This is a genomic window from Cellulophaga sp. BC115SP (assembly GCF_009905545.1).
Lineage (GTDB): Bacteria > Bacteroidota > Bacteroidia > Cytophagales > Spirosomataceae > Flectobacillus > Flectobacillus rivi.
On the sequence record NZ_JAAALB010000071.1, the window covers coordinates 1 to 19,677 of the forward strand.

The window sequence follows — 19,677 nt, forward strand, 5'->3', positions numbered from 1 at the left end:
AGCGAAGCGAGTTTATAAATTCTTGATTTTTTTGTTACTTTTTGTATCAAGACAAAAAGTAAGACGAAGAATTAATCCATAAAATATGTCTTTTGAAAAGTTTAAACAGCTTCGATATTATAATTCAGAATGATACCTCTTTAGACGCAAAGCATTGCGTCTCTACTAGTAAAATTCATAATTATTTCTCAACATTCATTTACTCATTCAATGGTTTAAGGAGTCAAAATAACGTTTAATGCAGAAAATCGTTTGATAAATTTCTTTCTGAATCGCAATAAATAGGCTAAATTACTTCTAAATTTGTCAGGATACGTACTATTTACCCTATCCGAAGTGCAAATTCTATTTGTATTAAAATTAGTCTTCTTGCCACCCATAAAAAGAAAAGACACCATGACTCAATCTCTACATGACTACTTCAGGCATTTTATCGCTACCGTTTGGCTACTGAATGGGCTTTATTGTAAGGTTTTGGGGCAAGTTCCGAGACATGAGCAGATTGTTGAAACAATTTTGGGAGCTACCTACAGCCATGAACTAACTATGCTAATTGGTGTGCTTGAGATATGTTTGGGAATTGTGATTTATCTCAACATTCAACCAAAATTAATAGCTATTTTTCAAATTGGGATTATTATGTCCATGAACCTTCTGGAGTTTCAATTAGCTCAAAAATGGCTCTTATGGGGTGCTTGGAACATCTTATTTGCAACACTTTTTTGTCTAATGATCTATCTACACGCTTTTGTGTTCAAACCTATTCCCAAACAGGCATGAATATTTTCCCAAAACTACAATCGCATCCCTTTCCTGTAGAAGCATTCTTCAAACAGTCGGTTGTTGTAACTTGTGCAGTTGAAAAAAGTATTCTTGAAAAGTTAATTCCAGCTCCTTTAACACTTGATACTTTCCAAAATTATTGGGGATTTGTGGCTATGGCTTTGGTAGAAACTCAAAACCTGCGTCCAAAGAGTTTTTCCGCTTTGTTAGGAAATGATTTTACGCTCACTGGCTATCGGATTTTTGTGCGATATACCAATTCAAAAGGTAAAAATCTCAGAGGTTTATATATTCTTAAATCTGAAACAGATAAGAGAAAAATGGAATTTCTAGGGAATATTTTCACTAACTACCAATACAAAACGATTGATATTCAAAAAACTATCCAGTCTGATAGTGTACTATTTCGGTCAAAATCTGGAGGATTTCAAATGCGTTTTAAAACAACTCTTGAGTCAGACATTGGGTTACCCACCAGCTCTCCTTTTACAGATTGGAAAGAAGCTCGACGCTTTGCGGGACCGTTACCATTTACTTTTTCCGTAAACAACATGAGAAAAGAGGTAGTAATTGTGGAGGGTAAAAGAGAATTTTGGCAACCTAAACCGATTCAAATTCTTAAATTTTCAAGTGATTATATCAATCAATTGAACAATAGTCAATTTCGGTTAGCCAGTGGATTTGTCGTTGAAAATATTCCTTACGAGTGGAAAGCTGGTAAGATAGAAAATTTTTAAAGCTAAAACAAACTTCTCAAAATCAGATTTTTATGTAACAATTATCACAGTATGGCATTTGAATAAAAGGGATATTTATGACATCATTTAAAACCCATTTATATCCAAACAACTCATACTATGAAAAAGAACATGGGAAGTACCGACAAATTAATTCGTATAATCATTGCGATCATCGTTGCGGTGTTGTATTTCACGGGAACACTCACGGGTACTGTTGGAATCATCGCTGTGGTTATTGCTGGCGTATTTGTTTTAACAAGTCTTATCAGCTTTTGTCCACTTTATACCCTTTTGGGAATATCTACTTGTAAGAAATAGAAAACAAAAAAGCCCTCCATCAAGAAGGGCTTTTCTTTTATCACTTAGAAAGAATTATAATTCAAGTTTGTATGCGAGTTGTTTTAAATTAATTTCAGCGAGTTTTGCCGAATAGCTCAAATTATTCAAACGATAACCAGAGTTTTCGAAACTTTGCTGTGCTAATTTCACATCCACGATAGTTGCTTGACCGAGCTTAAATTGATTCATAACCACTTTGAGTAGGTTATTTGCTAGCTCATAGTTTTGCTTTTCAGTTTCCAACAATTTCAAGGCATTTGTGTATGATTGCCACGCTTTTGTCGCATTTGCCTGATAATTTTGAATTAGCGTTTCTTTTTGGATTCTAGCTGTTTGCGTATTGATACCTGCAATTTGTACCTGTCGAGAGTTTACTGAACCTGTATAAATTGGAACTGTCAAATTGAGCCCAAGTGATGGACCATAAGTTTGGTTCAATAATGTCAAACCTGCTGCACTTTGGCTTCGGATATAACTCACCCCAGCATTTAGATTGAGTGTTGGAGACATACGAGCTTTCGTCTCTTTTTCCAAAAATTGATTAATCGTAATTTGTTGGTCAGCCGCTACAATATCAGGATGAGAATTAATACTCGTTTTTAGTGCCTCCCAATCCAATTTATTATCAATCAAAATAGTATCCTGAATCGCAATAGAAGATTCCGTTTGTTGCGTCATCGCACGAAGCAAATCCGTTTTGGCTTGTTCGATTACGAGCTTTTGAGACTGAATAGACTGAAGTTGTGCGTTGACATCCAATTTTGCTTGAATCAAATCTGCATCGTTCGACATACCCACTGAACGTCTTGATTCAATGATAGACAAACGTTGTTTGGATACTTCTAAGGACTTTTCAAGAGTAGTCGAAAAATTTTGTTGCTGAACCACCGCATAATACTTCAACATTACGTCTGCCAAAATTCCTTGAACGACACTATTCAACTGGGTTTGACTCAGTTTTTGTAGTTCATCCAAACGTTTTCTGGTAGTCATAATTCTGTTACCATTGTACAACACCATTGTACCCGTAACATTGACGTTGGTATTGTTTGCTCCTACGTTTGAACGATTTGTTGAAGTTCCGTTACTCAACTCCTGATTCAAGGTGGTAATTTGTTGGGTATTGGTAGCACTACCGTTTACGGTTGGCAAGGCTCCAGCTACACCTCTATTATTGTTGATACTTGCGACATTCAGTGCGTTTTTTGCGATTTGGATGTCCAAGCTATTCTTGAGCGCTGTATTTACCGCATCCGACAGAGTAACACGGTCTTGTGCCATTAGCCAAGAGGGCAAACACGTAGCCAAGAGTATATAAGAAAGTCTTTTTTTCATTGCTATTTGCATTTTCAATTGCCTGAAAATTAAGGTTGAGCAGCTTAATTGCGTAAACTACCCTTGATTATGCTTGAAGTTCGGCCTCCTCTTCTGACTCTGGTTGGTGGTCTTTCTTTCCAGAGATAAAGGTATAAACCGCTGGAATTACCAAGAGTGTCAAAATTAAAGAGAACAAAATACCTCCTACCACTACAATCCCCAAAGGAATACGGCTGGTAGCTGCTGCACCCAAGGACATCGCAATAGGTAAAGCGCCCAACGAGGTTGCCAAACTGGTCATCAAAATAGGGCGTAAACGTTGTGCTGAAGCCTCTACTACTGCTTCAAAGATTGGTAAACCTTCGGCACGTTTGTGGTTAGCAAACTCAACAATCAAGATACCGTTTTTGGTTACCAAGCCAATCAACATAATCATCCCGATTTGTGAGAAGATATTCAAGGTTTGATTAAAAATCCACAAACTCAACAAAGCCCCTGCCAAAGCCAAAGGTACTGTCAACATGATTGTTAATGGGTCTTTGAAGCTTTCAAACTGAGCCGCCAATAGCAAATAAATCAACACCAAAGCCAAACCAAAAGCGAAACTTGTATTTGAAGAACTTTCGGCATAGTCACGAGATGGACCATTCAAGGCTGTTTGGAAAGTATTATCTAAGGTTTTACCTGCAATTTTTTGCATGGCTTTTACCCCATCTCCAATTGTTTTACCTTCAGCCAAAGACGCTGAGATAATCGCAGATTTCAGACGGTTGAAGTGATAGATTGTAGAAGGGTTACTACTTTCTTCTAACTTCACAACTGCACTCAAAGGAATTCTTTCTGCTCTTGAGTTCGTCACATATACATTGGTAATATCCAAAGGTTGCTTACGATCTGTTCTTTCTACCTGCCCTATTACTTGATACTGGCGACCATTCATGGTAAAATAAGCCAAACGACGACCTGAGAAAGCGCCTTGAACTGCACTTACTACTTCTTGTGTCGACAAGCCCAAATCTTTGATTTTGATACGGTCAAAAGTCATTAAGAGTTCAGGTTTGTTAAACTTCAAGTTTACGTCAACGTTCTGGAAGGTTTTTTCATTACGAGCTTCTTCCAAGAACTTTGGCAATACCGTTTTGATTTTGTTCAAGTCAACGTTTTGAATAACGAACTGTACAGGCAATGAGCTTCTCGAACCAGAACCTACCGAAATAGTTTGTTCTTGTACCGCAAAAATACGTGCATTGTTAAACTGCGAAAGTTTCTCATTGAGGTCTTTAGCAATTTTTTGCTGACTACGCTTACGTTCGGTCGGCGCAACCAAACCTACACGAGCAATAGACGAGTTGGTACCTCCACTACCCCCAAACCCTGGCACTGCATTAAACACAAAGTCCATTTCTGGAACAGAGTCGTTCAAATAAGTGGTAAGTTCTTCTGCTACATTTTTCGTAAAATCAAAACTCGAACCTTCTGGCGCTGTAATCGTAAAACGAACTGAGCTTTTATCTTCCATTGGGGCAATTTCTGATTGAATATCTTTTCCTACAAACCAGATAATACCTGCACAAACCACTACAATAACCCATGCCATCCAACGGATATTCATGAAACCATTGAGCATTCGTTTGTATCCATTTTCCATGCCTACGAAAAACGGTTCAGTTTTCAGATAGAACCAACCATAAGAATGTTTCTTGCGACTCATTACCACGTTGAGTACTGGTGTTATGGTCAGTGAGACAAAGGCCGAAATCAGTACGGCACCTGCTACTACAATACCAAACTCACGGAACAAGCTACCCACAAAGCCTTGCAAGAAAATTACAGGTAAGAACACAACTGCCAACGTCAAGGATGTAGAAATAACGGCAAAGAAAATTTCCTTACTACCTTCCAATGCCGCTTTGCGAATTGGCATACCTTCTTCCAATTTTCGGAAAATATTTTCAGTAACTACAATACCATCATCCACCACGAGTCCTGTTGCCAACACGATACCCAGCAAAGTCAATACGTTGATGGAGAATCCAGCCCAATACATCACAAAGAAAGTCGCAATCAATGAAATGGGAATATCGACCAATGGACGGATGGCAATAAGCCAGTCACGGAAGAACAAGAAAATTACGATGATTACCAATCCTAAAGAGATAATCAAGGTTTCTTCTACTTCTTTCAAAGAGTTACGAACGTTTTTGGTATTGTCAATCAAAAGCTTGAATTCGATATCCGATTTATTCTCCTTTTTAATTTCTTCCAAACGCTTATAAAACTCATCGGCAATATCGATATAATTCGCGCCAGGTTGAGGCACAAGCGCCATACCAACAGCAGGAACACCATTGAATTTCCAAGACGTTTCTAAACTTTCAGGTCCTAATTCGATTTCTGCAATATCGCCCAAACGCACAATGCCATCCGCATCTTGACGAATAATCAAATCACGGAACTGTTGCTCTGTAGTCAAGCGACCCATTGCACGTATAGTCATTTCCGTATTTGCTCCGTAAATTTTCCCTGCTGGAATTTCTACGTTTTCACGAGAAAGCGAATTTTGTAAATCTGTAAAAGAAATATTGTGCGAGTTCATCAAGTCGGGTTTCAACCACAAACGCATGGCATAGCGCTTCTGACCCAAAATGTTGATACCACTTACATCATTAATCGTTTGAAAACGTTGTTGTAAAACGTTCTCAGCATAATCACTCAACTCCAAAAGACTTTTTGACTTACTTTGAATCGCTAGCAACAAAATGAAGTCGGAGTTGGCATCGGCTTTTGACACTACAGGTGGTGCATCAATATCTTGTGGTAAGTTACGAGACGCTTGAGCAGCCTTGTCACGTACATCACTGGCTGCAGCCTCTAAGTCAGAGCCAAGGTTGAACTCAACTGTAATCGTACTTCTACCCAAAGTACTTGATGAAGTAATAGAACGAATCCCAGGAATACCGTTGATTTCTTTTTCGAGAGGTTCGGTAATTTGGTTTTCGACAATATCAGGGTTAGCACCTGTATAGGAAGTAGACACCGTAACAATCGGAGGGTCAATCGCAGGATAATCCCTTACCGACAAAAATGAAAACCCAACTGCACCAAAAAGTACAATCAAGATATTCATCACGGTAGCGAATATGGGTCTCTTTAGTGATAATTCAGAAATATTCATAAAATTAATCTAATGCTTTAGTAAACAAATGACGCTGTTGATTGAATGGATAAATGGATTTTTCTTTTTCTTAGAAAAAAACTATTTATCCGAACGCTCTACCTTTCTCACTTTTACGTCTTTTCCGTCACGAGCAAACAATACACCTCCAACTACTACAGTATCGCCAATACTTACACCACTTTTAATTTCTACGAATTCTTCCGTACGTACACCCGTCGTCACGTTCGTAAATACAGATTTGCCGTTTTTCACCAACACGAGTTTTTTATTTTTATCATCAGGGATAATCGCATTGGTAGGAATCATAATGCTATTTTTATCAACGGCGCTATTGATATATACTTTAGCAAATGTACCCGGATTGGCATTGCATTTTTGAAGAATCGCACGTACTTGAATATTGCGCGTCGTCAAATTAATTTGAGGCTCAATAGCGATCACATTAGCCTTGCAACGAGTTTTGCCTCCCGCATCGATTTCTACATCAACCACAGATCCTTTTTTAATTGAAGAGGAATATTCTTCCGGAAGTGTAAAATCTACCTTCAAAACTGAGGTCTGTTGAATGGTCGCAATAATCGTCGTTGGAGTAATATAAGCACCATTACTAACTTTTCTTAAGCCAACGATACCTGCAAAAGGTGCTTTTAATACTGTTTTCTCCAAAAGAGCCTGCGTATATACCATATCGGCTTTCAGAGAATTTACCGTATTCAAGGCTGCATCATAGTCAGCTTGGTTGATACCATTTACAGCTAATAATTTCGACAAACGTTGTTCTGTTTTCTCTGCCAATTCTAACTGAACCTTTTGTTTTAGCAATTGCGCTTGTAAATCGCCATCATAAATTTTGGCAATCACCGTACCTTTGGCAACGGTAGTACCTTCCGGAACATTCAAGAAAGTCAATCGCCCACTGATTTCTGGGTGTAGTTCTACGTACTCATTCGCTACAACCGACCCATTTGCCTCAATTACATTGGAAACGGACTCTGGATAGGCCACTACGACATCTACGATTACAGGCTTATCTTCTTTTTTGCCTGATTCCTCTTTTTTCTTGCTATGACAACCAGCCATCAGGAAGCATAATGCTACCGCAACCTTCGGTGTTAGTGGAGAGAAATGTGTTTTCATATTTGATTGTAACTATTTATTTGGTCTTTTAATTTGAGGGTCTATTATATAAGTTTTGAATGATGAATGATGAGTTTTGAATTTAGTATAGTAAATAATAAACCTAACCCACGCCATACCATCATTGTAAAGTTTCTTTTTTACTTCTTCGTCTTATTTACACTACCTATTTTGTCAATTTTAAAACTCAAAACCCCACACTTCAAACTCCGCGCTCATTAATAAATCTGTCCAACTTACTAAATTTCAGGAAACTTGCTGACCGCTTTTATACGAAATTGAGTTTTATTTCGCCCAACGCCTTATAATATCCGACATGATTTTTTATAGTGTATCAAGATAAGGTTAATCTGATTTTTGCCAGAGTTGTGCTTTGACATATCCCTTCATCCATTCTTTGGAATGTTTCAGTGTAAAGTTGTTCCTAGACAAAAGTTTGGGGTAGTCTGCCAACTGAGCATTGGTTACGCCACTAACATATCTAAAAAACGCAAACATGATTTTAGTAAGGAAGGTAAAATAAAAATGATTTGTTGGAAAAAAGTCTACCAACAACCACATTCCAGCGGGTTTCAGAACAGAATGCAAAGGTTGAATAATATGTAACTCAAGTGCTGGTTCGGGAAATAAATCTAGTACAAAAGGGGTAAAAATCAGGTCAAACTGTCCCAAATCGAGCAATTTCTCTTCTCCCCCACAAACCCAAACAATAGGGCAATCCTTAGGTACTTGATTCTGACTTAATGACAACATTTGTGCCGATTTTTCAAGATATACGATTTCCGAAGGTTGACAAATACGTATCAATTCTGGTAATATCCAGCCTGTTCCTCCTCCAATCAGTAAGATTCGTTGGTTTTTGGGTAATAGCGTCAACAATTGTACTTGTGCCACTCGAAGTCTATTGCCGAATACCAGTTTAACTAATTTATCATAATAGGGAGCAATAAAATCAAAATTTTTGTTTTCCATCCGAAGTATCCATTATGTTAGAATAGGCATTAATTTAGTGATAAAATCTTCCGAAAAGGAAAAATAGTACAGCGAAATATGACAAAGGTATATATAAAAAATATGGTATGCGATCGTTGCAAATATGTAGTTCGACAAGTGTTCGAACAAGCCAACGTATTCCCACAAACGGTAGAATTAGGACTAGTAGAAACCCCAAAGGATTTAAACACCCAAGAACAACAGATAATTTTCAGTAAGCTCGAAGCCTTTGGGTTTGAAATATTGGCCAATAAACAAGAACAAACCGTGAGTCAAATCAAGGGATATATAACAGAATATCTACAAAGTGAAGAACCGATAGATACCACCTTAAAATTCTCAGTATTATTGGCAGACAGCGTCGGAAAAGACTACAAAGTGCTAAGTCAGCTATTTTCAGAATCTGAGCATCAGACCATTGAGCAGTATCTGATAGAGCAAAAAATCCAAAAAGCAAGCGAACTCCTCTCCTATAACCAGCTCAATATTAGCGAAATAGCCAACCAACTAGGCTATAGCAGTGTTCAGCATCTATCGAATCAATTTAAGAAAGTGAAAGGAGTTACACCTAGTGAGTTTAGGAGGGTGGGAAAGTGAGTGTTATGTTGTCTCACTTTTTGCTGTATAAATGATTTGATAATGTAAAGAGTAAAGCAACCCAAACAACCATATTCAATACCCTACCATGTGCTTATTTAATTAAAAGCCTAATGGGTTGTTCATTTAGAAATAAATCCATAGTTTTAAAATGAGTTCGAACCATTAGAAAATAGGATAACAGCAAAATATATGATTCAATTTAAAAAATACATAAGGAGTACACTCTATGCCTTGCCTACACAATTATATAGTTAGTTCTCTTTATGAAAAGTACATAAAAGAAAAGACCCGCTAAAAGCGAGTCTTAAGTTCTTAAACTTGGTTACGTTATCTGAGGACAAGAGGCTTTACCAAGCATCACAATACAAATATATCCGAGCTAGTGCTGTATTCCTATCCAGCACTCACTCTTCTAAGGATTTTATCATAAAATATTACTATTTTTACATTTCATCATTTTATGATAAGTAGGAAAAGGTTATAAAATAGATTTCAGTATTTATGCTTATCTTCAGAAAATCTGTTTCTTGCATTTAGATTCAAGATCTCTATAGCAATTTGATATACACCCAATAGAATATCATGATGAAAATAATTATTGAAAGCATTTTACCAATTTTAGTGCTACTCCCACTAATTCCTCTTTTCATTTCAGATAGAAATCAAATTAAAAAAGTGGTGCTTTTTTCTCTGATATTCATATTTTATCAAATAATATTAAAACTACCTATAACAATATCTGAAGTCCAGTTTATTCATAGCAAATGGAATTGGACGGGGAAAATTTTCTCCTCTATTTTTGGGGTACTGATATATTACCTTTTGCAAAAAGAATTAAAGCCCCATGACTTTATAAAGTTGAGACAAGAGCAAGAGTCATTTCTTAAAACACTATCAATTTCCTCTTTTCCTGTCTGTATTGCACTCTTTTCATATTTTGACACTTCCATTTCATTCGATGCTGAAACACTTTTATTTCAAATGACTTTACCTGGAGTTGATGAAGAAATTATGTTTAGAGCAATCTTATTAGGTCTTATCATACCATGCTTCAAGGAGGGTATTACAGTATTGAATACTAACATTGGGAATCCAAGTGTGTTATTTGTTGCACTATTATTTGGTTTGGTTCATGGACTTACAATAACAAATAATTATAAATTGTATTTTGACTATTATCCAATTATTTGGACATCATTTTATGGATACCTTTGGGGTTGGATTTCCATCAAAAGTAAAAGTATATTGCAAGCGATTATTTCTCATAATATGTGCAATTTCATCATGTTTCTAATTAGAATGATAAAATAATAGCCAACTCCTCCGAGCTGGTGCTGGATTCCTGTCCAGCACTCATTTTTTCTAAGGACTCTATTTAACAGAACTAACTTGACAGCAAAAAACTTTTATTTTAATCAATTTTAAATCCTATTTTGATATATTTGAAATAAAGCATAAAAGCGTATATTAGGCAATAATTTTATTCCACTCCACTGAAAACCTCTAACTATGCTCATTAACAAAAAAATGAAAACAATTCTACTGGTAGCTACCATTCTTACTGCAAATCTCTGTTTTGGACAAACTTCAAAAACTAAAGTTGATTCTACGAGATTTAATAAACTAGTCTTAGAAAACACCAACTCTTTTCAATTTGATGGAAAAAAGCCTATCGGAAAAGGCTGGGAAGTTATGGAAAAACAATTTTCTGAGAATCAATTTGTCGCTTGGGGAGAATACCACAATTCAACGCAACTTTCACAATTATCTAATTATGCGCTTGAAGCAGCGTCTAAATTTGGATTCAAAAATTGGTGCATCGAAACAAGTCCATTTGTGGCAAATGAATTAACAAGGATTTCAGGTACAAGAAATCCAGTGGATACCATACTCACATTGTCGAAAGACAAAGGAAAATATGGCACCTTTCCCTTCTTTCGAACTAGAGAGGATGCCGAAATGCTGGTAACCGCCCATAAATACAGTTATAACATTTGGGGTATCGATCAAGAATATCAAATGGCATTTAGTTATGTCATCAATAAGGTTTTTAATGCGCAACCTCCCAAACTTAAGGCAAAATATCAGGCGGTACACGATAGTTTGATTGCTAAATGGTGGATGCCAAAAGTTAAATTACTTGATAGCTTAAAAAAGGGCATTTCTCAGCCAGTATTCAAGGCAGCTTTAGAGAATATTAAAATTTCCAGAACTATCTATTATGAAGACGATAACTTCATGAGAGCTACTCTGATGAAAAAGAATTTTTACCAATATTATGACCATACAAAGTCTAAAAACGAAAAAGTATTCTTCAAAATTGGGGCAAATCATTTAGCCAAAGGACTAAATCTTTCGACTCGTTTATATGACATCGGTAATTCTGTGTACGAACTTTCACAACGCAATCAAACAGGTTTTGCCAATGTATTTTTCCTAAACCGATATTATCTTACTGAAAAAGGAGAACTCATAGATGATTTAACAGACCCAGACGGAGAGTATCCCGATGAGTTTTTGAAATTATACAACAAAGATCTTTGGATAGTGGTGGATTTACGACCATTAAGAATCAGATATAAATACGATACAACTTTGAGTGAAGCTACTTATCAGATTATTGACAAGTATGATTTTATCGTGGTTTCACCAGAAGTGATGAAATAAAAGGAGTGGCTAATTTTCATTTTCATAATCGAATCAAACCATTAAAAAAAGCATCTCTGATGAGAAAAGTTTACTTTATATTTTTTAGTCTTCTAGCTACTTTCAGCACCTTCGGACAAACAGAAAATCCCAAAGTAAAAGTCATACTGTTGGGTACTTTCCATTATGGTGCAACCTCCGACAGAGGTAAAACTTCATTTCCAGACTTGTTTTCCGTAAAACGACAAAGCGAATTGGAGAGTATGGCAAAAAATCTTGCCCGATTCGGTGTAAATAAATTCTTTTTAGAAAGACCCGTTAAAGGTCAAAGTAAACAAGATTCACTTTTTGAAAAATACAAAAACAAAGCTTTAACAGACACCGTTGTATTAAGAGAAGAAGGAATTCAAATTGCGTTTCGAACGGCTTTACTCAACAATGCAAAACTTATTGCCTCCGACAGTAGACAAGAATTGCCATATTCATTAATTGAAGAATACGAAAAAGCACATCAAAACGATACTACAAATTCATATCCTTTTTTTGATATTAAATATCCCTTCACCAAAAAGCAGGAGAAACTGAAGGATTTAACCTTACCACAATATTATATTCAGCTTAATAATGCCTATAACCGACAAGCACACATGTTTGATTACTTACATTATGCGCTTGGTTATGGCAAAGACAGCAGTTATGTTGGAGAATCTTTTGCGCTATCTTGGTATGATAGAAATTTGAAAATTTTCACCAATATTATCCGCAACATCGACATTAAGAATGACAAAGTAATAGTTGTACTATATGGTAGTGCTCATACAGCTTTAATAAGGCACCTTTTTGAAGATCATCCCTATTTTGAGATTGTTGAATTGTCAGACGTGTTTAAATAAGCCCCTGCAATATTTTAATCTTACGGAGTATTAGATATATGAAAATCTAATACTCCGTAGGTACTGGCAAAATCAACAGAAAACACCTTTGGATTTAATTACCTACAAATCAACAATTTAAACCCAAAACACTAGACTTATAACTCATTTAACAATGATTCCCTTTATTTCTATAACTCTATTCTTGATATTCTTATTTATTTCCTCAATTCACGTTTATTGGGCTTTTGGAGGTAAATGGGTAGCGATGCGGTATTACCAACAAAAGAAGACAATAGCACCAAAGTTTTGAACCCAAGCATGTTGCCTACTTTAATAGTGGCATTGGGCACATTAAGTTTTGGTATTTTTATACTTAAAAAAGGGAACTTAATTATGCTTGATACACCAGATTGGCTTAATCAATATGGACTTGGAATTATAGCTGGCATTTTTATCCTGCGAGCAATTGGCGACTTTCATTACGTAGGATTTTTCAAGAAAATAAAGAACACTTATTTTGGTTTAAATGACTCAAAATATTATTCCTCCTTATGTTTATTGATTGGAATTTTGACCATAATTCTAGAAATGAAATCATAGTAGATACAATAGACATTGATATATGCTAGTGCTGGATTTCTATTGTGTGAAATGATTCTGTGTGTGCGCTGGTAATGAATTTAGGAGTGAAAAGTACATTAACCGAAACCTATTACTACCTTACAATACAAAATATTCGCATCTTTAACCTTAATAATTACAATGAAAACAATCAATAGTTCTTTAATAGCAAGCTTCTTTTTGTTATCAATCTATTCAGGATGTAAAAGTGATATAGTTCCGACTAAAGAGAGTGAAAAAATTATTGAAGTTCAATCTGGATAAGAGACCAAAATTGAATTCAATAATAGCATTTATGTATTCACGCTTACTAGTGTAAATGATGGGCGAGTCCCTGATTGTAATCTGCACTATGGTAGCTTGCTTCCTGCGAAGTTAAACATAGCAGTAAATAAACAAGAGTATCCTTATGAGTTCTTCAGTTGTAAGCCTGATGATGAATTTAGTTGGACTGAATTAGACCGTCAATCAGAGGCATCTAAATTAACAAAGGTAATTAATGAGAATACTGAATTTAGAGTATCAAAGGTGTCAACAATGAACGGGGATCATTCAAATGCTACCGTAAAAATAATTGTTCGATCAAAATAGGAATAGCTTTTAAGATAATAGTCATCAGTGCTGGAATGCAATCCACCACTCTTGCTTTCTTGGGATTCTATAAAAATTACAGTCAATTACTGTCAGGTTATCAACTCATAAAAAAGTCAATGATTTTGAAATATTGCAGTATGTTGTGTAATACCTCGGAACTGCTGTTTGAGGTTCCATTGAAGTCGGATTTGTTAACAAAAAATCACCTAATTGTTAATTTATTCACTATCAGACACTTACTATGCACTATCTCATAAATAATTATTAATTTCAATAGTTATCTTCAATTCTTAGACACTATGCATTACACGAAATTTACACCTCCATACTTATTTGCCATTACCTCTGTGCTTTCATTAGTGTTGGGTATCTTTTCCGAAAACCAAACTATGAATATTCAGTTCCATACCTCTTTGTTCGTTGTAGGTTTTCTCCCCATTTACCTAATATTTGGCTTTTTCTGTGTATTAATAACCATTTTTTATCTCGGGCTTCAAAAAATTGGAAAGTTTGTTAATAATAGGACAGGATATTGGCATTTTGGTCTTTTTAACGTTGGATTAGTCCTTTTGGTAATATCAGCCAATTTAGAAAATCCCTACAAAAACCTTGACTTCTACGTATATTCTGGATATTCATTTGTTGGCGCCCTTTCAGCACTTCTAATTAGCTTTTTAATATTTGTATTTGGAGTTATTAAAGCCATTATGAAATGACAGAAATCTCAATACCAAACCAAATGGGTTTCTAATACATTTCTTCAACATTTTACTCCGCACTGTTAAATTACGAAACTCCAGAATTTTACATAATAACCCTCTATCATCTCAACTCAAAGATGCTTTCCTATTTATTTGAGTGCCAAATATACCTGTCCCTGTAAAAACCCATAATACTCGAATTGAGGAAATAATTACCGCAATATCAAAATTGTAAAATCGACTAAAAATTTACCGTACAATAATTATTCCACGAATAAATTGCATTTTATTGCGCTTAAACCTAGCTTTGGTCAAGGTTTTACGTCGGAGAAAAAAGAGTTATTATTGCTTATTATCTTAGTATTACCCCCCAAACAAGCCTATTCTAATTCTTTTTGCTTAAACCTCTACTGCAAAACCCCAATTCTACGAGTTATTAACACCTTTACCAATTTTTACTATGAATCTAAACATTCACCCCTCAATTGGCATTGCCCGCTTAGGCAACAGTCCTACAGAAATTTGCCTTTCTCCTGACAGTATTGGAGGTCTACCTTATGATTCCGACAATTTTGGAAACAAAATTGGTCCTATTACGAGTTTTAAAGACTCCATAGGGCGGGTCAAAAGACAAGGACAACCTTTCAAAATCTTAACGGACGAAGGCGAAGAGCTCAATCTTGATTCACCCAATGTTGCATCGATTACGTGGACGGTGCATTTGGCTAATAAAAAAGCCGAATGGTATCAATACAGCGAGCTACAAGGTAATCTTCTTTATGGAGAGGAAAACAGCTACGAAAACCAAAACATTCCCAAAAGGAATCCAGAAAACACCACTGATCGACAGAATTTATTTATCGACCCAGGTCCAAGATCAATATTCGGCAGACAACAATCCATAGGATTTGACGTATCCAATGTACCTGAAGGCTACCCTGCTCAATATCCTAATACCAATCCAAAATATGGCGTAGGAATTACAACGCTTGGGAATTTAGTTACAGATGATCAAGGTAGACTAGTCGTTTTAGGCGGTTTTGGAAATGCAGGAGGCGACCTTCCTTTGATTTCCTACGGAGGATCAAGCACATGGCATGATGATATCTCAGATGGCCCTGTGTATTGTTTAATAAGCTTCAACGATGGAACTGCTCCCATCTCGCTATCAGCTTGGTGTATTGTTGGTTCACCTGATTTTGCCCCAGAGATTGTCAATATCTCAAATCTAAGTGATACGATGTTCGACGTTGGGGTAAGGTGTTTTAATTTGGTGCCAGAATTGTATTCAAACGGACAATATAATCAAAGTTTCACTGCAAACTTTAAAAGGGACATACTACCCATCATTAATAGAATTAGCAGATATCAATGGGTAGCAAACGTCCAGCCAATGATGGCTTTTGCCAGTTATCAATTCGATTATTCTGACGCCAGTGCGGATAATCTTCAAAACAGACAAAACTATCTCTCCTATTTTAGACAGAATGATTCGCAACCTCCTCAACCCCCATATTTACCGCAAGAAGAGCTATTTAAAATAGATGGTGAAAATATTTTTCCCATGATGCCGCTCAATTCAGGAAGTAACTCTGTGAGTAATATCAATATTATGAAATTTCTCGCATTGAATAACACGCAACTATTCTTGATGGAGCAATGGGCAAACGGAAATTTTGAAAATAATTCGAACTTTCAGCCATATCCTGTCAATCCATTAGATGCAGCTAGTGTTGGAAACTGCGTTGGATTACCTATGTGTCCGGGCATCGAGGTAACGTGGAGTATGCAAAATCCCACCGTTTATAAAGCACCGTACCAAATCCTCCAGTACCAAAATGAAGCTTGGTATTTCGACAACGGACTTACGCCTTCGCGAGACGAATGTGCTGGTGGCGGTTGTGAGCCTGGTGATTTAACCAAACGAATGGCCTGTCCATGGCAAGCAGATTTCTTTCAGTGTACGATACAATATATCAATTTTACCAATCCTGCTGTCAATAAGGAAACGCTTTCAGATGGTTCAACTATTCCACTCCCTCCTACGTACTACTCATACTGGTGGCCACCTCAAAGCCCGTGGGATGTATTGGTGGGAGAATTGACTCAAGAAGGACAAGCTGCTAATGGAAATATCCCTGCTGGACAGCAAATGAACTACGCAAGGGGTATAAACAGCTTTACTCAAATGGTGCAATACTGGTACGCACTCGGCTTTATCCGAGATAAAAATGCAGGAAATATCGGATTCCCTTATTTGCTCGAAACAGAAAGAAACAATGAGCTATTTACCTCAGAGGAGGTCCCTGTTGGGAAAATAAGTGGAAACCCAGAGGATGACGCTACGACTGTTCCAGTATTTTATATCGAAACTAAATCTTCAATATCCAAAACGCAAAATGCAAAAGCACTCTCATTGCTAGAGCATTTTGAAGGTATTGGATTTAAGGAAATTGAGGTGCACAGCGATGGACTTGGTTTCCCTCGTTCAGGTACAAGATCTAGACGATAACACTATGACTGGTACATTTGAAACAGATGTGCTTATCGTTGGTGGAGGACCCGCAGGGTCTTCCACCGCTTTAAGTTTATTAAGATACACCAATTTCAAGGTGGTAGTCTTAGAGCAAAGTAATCTCAATACGATGAGAGTGGGTGAGCAAGTAAATGCTAGCATTTTTGACATTCTTGAATACATGGGTATTACTAAAAATGATTTTGACAACGAAACATTCCTACCTGCATTTGACAGTCTCGCTGCTTGGGGCAACTCCAATGTTTCTTCGAGGCATTCAATATTTAGTACTCAACATGATAGTTATCAGCTTGATAGAGAAAATTTTGATTTACTGTTACTAAAAAAAGTATCTGAAAGTGGCGCAACTGTCCTACCTCGAACAAAAGCGCTAGAATTTTCTTTTGAGAATGGATTTTGGGAGGTTTTATTGGAGCATCAAATCAAAGGCTCATTCAAAATAAAAGCTAAATACATTGTAGATGCAAGTGGTCGACAAAGCTATGTGGCTAGGAAAGTGGGGCTTGACTTTGAACAACATGATGAGCTGGTGGCGGTAGGTACTTTTTTACATTTTGACAAAAATATAGCCTTGACGCAAGAAATATTTGTTGAAACTGTGGAAGATGGTTGGTGGTATTTTGCCACATTACCCGACAACAAAGTTGTTGTGTCCTTATTTTCTGATGCTGATATTGTAAAAGAAAAACAACTTCACAAAGCTGAGAATTGGGTTAAAGAGATTCTAAAGACCAAACATATCCAAAAGAAACTTCCATCATCTGTAACAATCCATAAGATATGGACGAGAAATGCATTTTCACATTTTGTTAAAATGGATGGTCAAAATCACTTCTTGGCAGTTGGAGATGCTGTTGCTTCATTTGATCCTATTTCGTCAATGGGAATAGGCTTCGCAATGAGTTCTGGGAGTTTTGCTGCCAAGGCAATAGCCGATCATTCTAGCAACCCAAATGCTTTAAAAGTCTACGAAGAAAGCATACAAAATATCTTGAGCAATTATAACGAGACTAAAGGTTTCTATTATAGAAAAGAACAGAGATGGCCATATTCTTCATTTTGGAAAAAAAGAATTTCTTTCTAAAGAAAACAGAATCAAACACTTACGGGAAATAAGCTTTATCAATTATACAACATAAATATGTCTGTTTAAGAGGACTTTTCTAGAAATCAGTCATTCCATCAGCTCCGTAGTTGCGACAACATTCAAGATAGTCAGCTTTCTGTCGCAGCTACGGAGTTCAAAAGTAGAAAACGGTCTAAGGCGATTTAGGAAGATAAGCTATTTCTTAGAATATCCCATAAACATAAAGTCGATTCAATAATTGATTATTCCAAACAGAGATAGCTTATCTTCCTAAAATCTTCTTTCTATGACCAGCGCCCCAATCACTTAGGGTTCTCAATACGTCTTTTAGAGACTCGCTGTATTCGGATGCTTCGTACACGATACTTACTGGAGTTGTAGCAAATACCTTTCGCACAACCAACTCATTTTGTTCTAGGTGTTTAAGCTCTTGAGCTAATATTTTTGGGGAAATACCTTCCACATCCTTTATGAGCTCATTAAAGCGCTTGGGAGAGTTCACTAGACTCAAAACAATAGGCAATTTCCATTTGCCATTCAATACATACAAGGCATCAATCACATTTTTGAGATTGCTTGAGCACTCCGCTTTTGTCAAATTTGTTTTCATGATACAAACATAATAGCTTTCCTAGAGGTAACCGCTTTCCTTTGGGAAACTGCTATCTTTCAAATACTTACTTTATCTACCTTTGAACCACAAATTTTAAACAATAAAATAATGAGTTCAAAGAAAATATTACAGCTTAATTCTAGTATCATGGGTGAGCAGTCGTTCAGTAGAAAACTTGGCAATGCTATTGTCGACAAAATCCTCGAAAAATATCCAAATAGTATCGTTGAGCAGTTGGATTTGGTAGAAACGGGTATCCCTCATCTTAGTCCAGAAACGCTTAAAGCGATGTTTACGCCTACAGAGTATCAAACAGACGACACCAAACAAAATCTTATTTTATCCAATCAATTAGTTGACCAACTATTTGATGCTGATATACTTGTCATTGGAGCACCATTGGTCAATCGAACCATTCATAGCTCCTTGAAAGCTTGGATAGACCATATCACACGACGTGGAATTACCTTTGGTTATGGAGAAGATGGATTACCGAAAGGTTTTGTAAAAGACAAAAAGGTTTATGTAGCGATGAGTTCAGGTGGAGTATATACCGATGAACAAGGACAAGCACATGATTTTGTAGCGCCATATTTGCGTTCTTTTTTAGGTTTTCTTGGCATGACAGATATGAGCGTATTTAGAGCTGAAGGTCTTCACGTACCAGTGCTTCAAGAAAATGCTTTGCAAAAAGGAATCGATAGTATTGTAATCGACTAGCTGATTCGAGAATAACCTACGTGAGACATCCCGAATTGAGTGGATATTCTTTAATTCTTGGTTTTGTCAACAGCGCTACTGTGCTTTTCATAGATAGGAGCAATTCTGAAATATAGTATCAAAAACATGAGTCATCCCGAATTTTGCATTGCGAAGTAGCACCATAGCATGTTATGGATGGCAGTTCTCAATCGATA

General features: G+C 36.5%; 16 protein-coding genes. 11 read left to right on the forward strand and 5 right to left on the reverse strand.

Features of this window, described 5'->3' with window-relative positions; translation table 11 throughout:
* Window positions 1–396 precede the first annotated feature (396 nt).
* From GVN22_RS25430 to GVN22_RS25440, 3 genes are all read left to right on the forward strand, one after another.
* On the forward strand, window positions 397–780 hold the full coding sequence (locus GVN22_RS25430; RefSeq protein ID WP_166553822.1) for a DoxX-like family protein: 384 nt from the start codon (window positions 397–399) through the stop codon (window positions 778–780).
* The gene (locus tag GVN22_RS25435) at window positions 777–1,520 is read left to right on the forward strand and encodes a DUF2071 domain-containing protein (protein ID WP_205691038.1); all 744 of its coding nucleotides are present in this window, start codon (window positions 777–779) and stop codon (window positions 1,518–1,520) included. The genes GVN22_RS25430 and GVN22_RS25435 overlap by 4 nt, the downstream gene beginning before the upstream one ends.
* Before the next feature lie 120 nt (window positions 1,521–1,640).
* On the forward strand, window positions 1,641–1,841 hold the full coding sequence (locus GVN22_RS25440; protein ID WP_166553823.1) for a DUF2892 domain-containing protein: 201 nt from the start codon (window positions 1,641–1,643) through the stop codon (window positions 1,839–1,841).
* 54 nt (window positions 1,842–1,895) lie between these two features.
* Here the strand turns inward: GVN22_RS25440 and GVN22_RS25445 are convergent, their stop codons facing one another.
* The 4 genes from GVN22_RS25445 to GVN22_RS25460 form a co-directional block, all read right to left on the reverse strand.
* Window positions 1,896–3,197: a TolC family protein gene (locus GVN22_RS25445; RefSeq protein WP_166553824.1), complete on the reverse strand. Its 1,302-nt coding sequence runs from the start codon at window positions 3,195–3,197 to the stop codon at window positions 1,896–1,898.
* Window positions 3,198–3,264: 67 nt separating this feature from the next.
* Window positions 3,265–6,354 (reverse strand): efflux RND transporter permease subunit, encoded by a 3,090-nt coding sequence (locus GVN22_RS25450; protein WP_166553825.1) that lies wholly within the window; start codon window positions 6,352–6,354, stop codon window positions 3,265–3,267.
* Window positions 6,355–6,435: 81 nt separating this feature from the next.
* The gene (locus tag GVN22_RS25455; protein ID WP_166553826.1) at window positions 6,436–7,494 is read right to left on the reverse strand and encodes an efflux RND transporter periplasmic adaptor subunit; all 1,059 of its coding nucleotides are present in this window, start codon (window positions 7,492–7,494) and stop codon (window positions 6,436–6,438) included.
* 345 nt (window positions 7,495–7,839) lie between these two features.
* Window positions 7,840–8,466 carry a class I SAM-dependent methyltransferase gene (locus tag GVN22_RS25460; protein WP_166553827.1) on the reverse strand — a complete coding sequence of 209 codons (627 nt, stop codon included), beginning with the start codon at window positions 8,464–8,466 and terminating at the stop codon, window positions 7,840–7,842.
* Between the two features lie 78 nt (window positions 8,467–8,544).
* Here GVN22_RS25460 and GVN22_RS25465 point away from each other — a divergent pair, with 78 nt between their 5' ends.
* From GVN22_RS25465 to lodB, 7 genes are all read left to right on the forward strand, one after another.
* Entirely contained in the window at window positions 8,545–9,084 is a 540-nt protein-coding gene (locus GVN22_RS25465) for an AraC family transcriptional regulator (protein ID WP_166553828.1), read from the forward strand.
* Window positions 9,085–9,669: 585 nt separating this feature from the next.
* Entirely contained in the window at window positions 9,670–10,398 is a 729-nt protein-coding gene (locus GVN22_RS25470) for a CPBP family intramembrane glutamic endopeptidase (protein WP_166553829.1), read from the forward strand.
* Window positions 10,399–10,614: 216 nt separating this feature from the next.
* Complete coding sequence (locus GVN22_RS25475) at window positions 10,615–11,754, forward strand: hypothetical protein (protein WP_166553830.1); 1,140 nt, start codon at window positions 10,615–10,617, stop codon at window positions 11,752–11,754.
* A 59-nt stretch (window positions 11,755–11,813) separates the two neighbouring features.
* Entirely contained in the window at window positions 11,814–12,626 is an 813-nt protein-coding gene (locus GVN22_RS25480; protein WP_166553831.1) for a DUF5694 domain-containing protein, read from the forward strand.
* 237 nt (window positions 12,627–12,863) lie between these two features.
* Window positions 12,864–13,208 carry a DUF3995 domain-containing protein gene (locus GVN22_RS25490; RefSeq protein WP_166553833.1) on the forward strand — a complete coding sequence of 115 codons (345 nt, stop codon included), beginning with the start codon at window positions 12,864–12,866 and terminating at the stop codon, window positions 13,206–13,208.
* Between the two features lie 1,776 nt (window positions 13,209–14,984).
* The gene (lodA, locus tag GVN22_RS25495; protein ID WP_166553834.1) at window positions 14,985–17,036 is read left to right on the forward strand and encodes a CTQ-dependent lysine 6-oxidase LodA; all 2,052 of its coding nucleotides are present in this window, start codon (window positions 14,985–14,987) and stop codon (window positions 17,034–17,036) included.
* Window positions 17,037–17,040: 4 nt separating this feature from the next.
* Window positions 17,041–18,144 carry a lysine-epsilon-oxidase maturase LodB gene (gene lodB, locus GVN22_RS25500; RefSeq protein ID WP_166553835.1) on the forward strand — a complete coding sequence of 368 codons (1,104 nt, stop codon included), beginning with the start codon at window positions 17,041–17,043 and terminating at the stop codon, window positions 18,142–18,144.
* 265 nt (window positions 18,145–18,409) lie between these two features.
* Here the strand turns inward: lodB and GVN22_RS25505 are convergent, their stop codons facing one another.
* Window positions 18,410–18,757, reverse strand: a complete 348-nt coding sequence (locus tag GVN22_RS25505; RefSeq protein ID WP_166553836.1) for a helix-turn-helix domain-containing protein — start codon at window positions 18,755–18,757, stop codon at window positions 18,410–18,412.
* Window positions 18,758–18,868: 111 nt separating this feature from the next.
* On the opposite strand from GVN22_RS25505, the gene GVN22_RS25510 reads away from it, so the two are divergent.
* A complete protein-coding gene (locus tag GVN22_RS25510) occupies window positions 18,869–19,480 on the forward strand; it encodes an FMN-dependent NADH-azoreductase (protein ID WP_166553837.1) in 612 nt (203 codons plus the stop codon).
* The last annotated feature ends 197 nt before the right edge of the window (window positions 19,481–19,677 follow it).

Excerpts from the sequence above, each read along its gene's own strand:
- GVN22_RS25430 (WP_166553822.1), top strand. The coding sequence starts at position 397 with ATGACTCAATCTCTACATGACTACTTCAGGCATTTTATCGCTACCGTT.
- GVN22_RS25435 (WP_205691038.1), top strand. The coding sequence starts at position 777 with ATGAATATTTTCCCAAAACTACAATCGCATCCCTTTCCTGTAGAAGCA.
- GVN22_RS25440 (WP_166553823.1), top strand. The coding sequence starts at position 1,641 with ATGAAAAAGAACATGGGAAGTACCGACAAATTAATTCGTATAATCATT.
- GVN22_RS25445 (WP_166553824.1), bottom strand. The coding sequence starts at position 3,197 with ATGAAAAAAAGACTTTCTTATATACTCTTGGCTACGTGTTTGCCCTCT.
- GVN22_RS25450 (WP_166553825.1), bottom strand. The coding sequence starts at position 6,354 with ATGAATATTTCTGAATTATCACTAAAGAGACCCATATTCGCTACCGTG.
- GVN22_RS25455 (WP_166553826.1), bottom strand. The coding sequence starts at position 7,494 with ATGAAAACACATTTCTCTCCACTAACACCGAAGGTTGCGGTAGCATTA.
- GVN22_RS25460 (WP_166553827.1), bottom strand. The coding sequence starts at position 8,466 with ATGGAAAACAAAAATTTTGATTTTATTGCTCCCTATTATGATAAATTA.
- GVN22_RS25465 (WP_166553828.1), top strand. The coding sequence starts at position 8,545 with ATGACAAAGGTATATATAAAAAATATGGTATGCGATCGTTGCAAATAT.
- GVN22_RS25470 (WP_166553829.1), top strand. The coding sequence starts at position 9,670 with ATGATGAAAATAATTATTGAAAGCATTTTACCAATTTTAGTGCTACTC.
- GVN22_RS25475 (WP_166553830.1), top strand. The coding sequence starts at position 10,615 with ATGAAAACAATTCTACTGGTAGCTACCATTCTTACTGCAAATCTCTGT.
- GVN22_RS25480 (WP_166553831.1), top strand. The coding sequence starts at position 11,814 with ATGAGAAAAGTTTACTTTATATTTTTTAGTCTTCTAGCTACTTTCAGC.
- GVN22_RS25490 (WP_166553833.1), top strand. The coding sequence starts at position 12,864 with ATGGGTAGCGATGCGGTATTACCAACAAAAGAAGACAATAGCACCAAA.
- lodA (WP_166553834.1), top strand. The coding sequence starts at position 14,985 with ATGAATCTAAACATTCACCCCTCAATTGGCATTGCCCGCTTAGGCAAC.
- lodB (WP_166553835.1), top strand. The coding sequence starts at position 17,041 with ATGACTGGTACATTTGAAACAGATGTGCTTATCGTTGGTGGAGGACCC.
- GVN22_RS25505 (WP_166553836.1), bottom strand. The coding sequence starts at position 18,757 with ATGAAAACAAATTTGACAAAAGCGGAGTGCTCAAGCAATCTCAAAAAT.
- GVN22_RS25510 (WP_166553837.1), top strand. The coding sequence starts at position 18,869 with ATGAGTTCAAAGAAAATATTACAGCTTAATTCTAGTATCATGGGTGAG.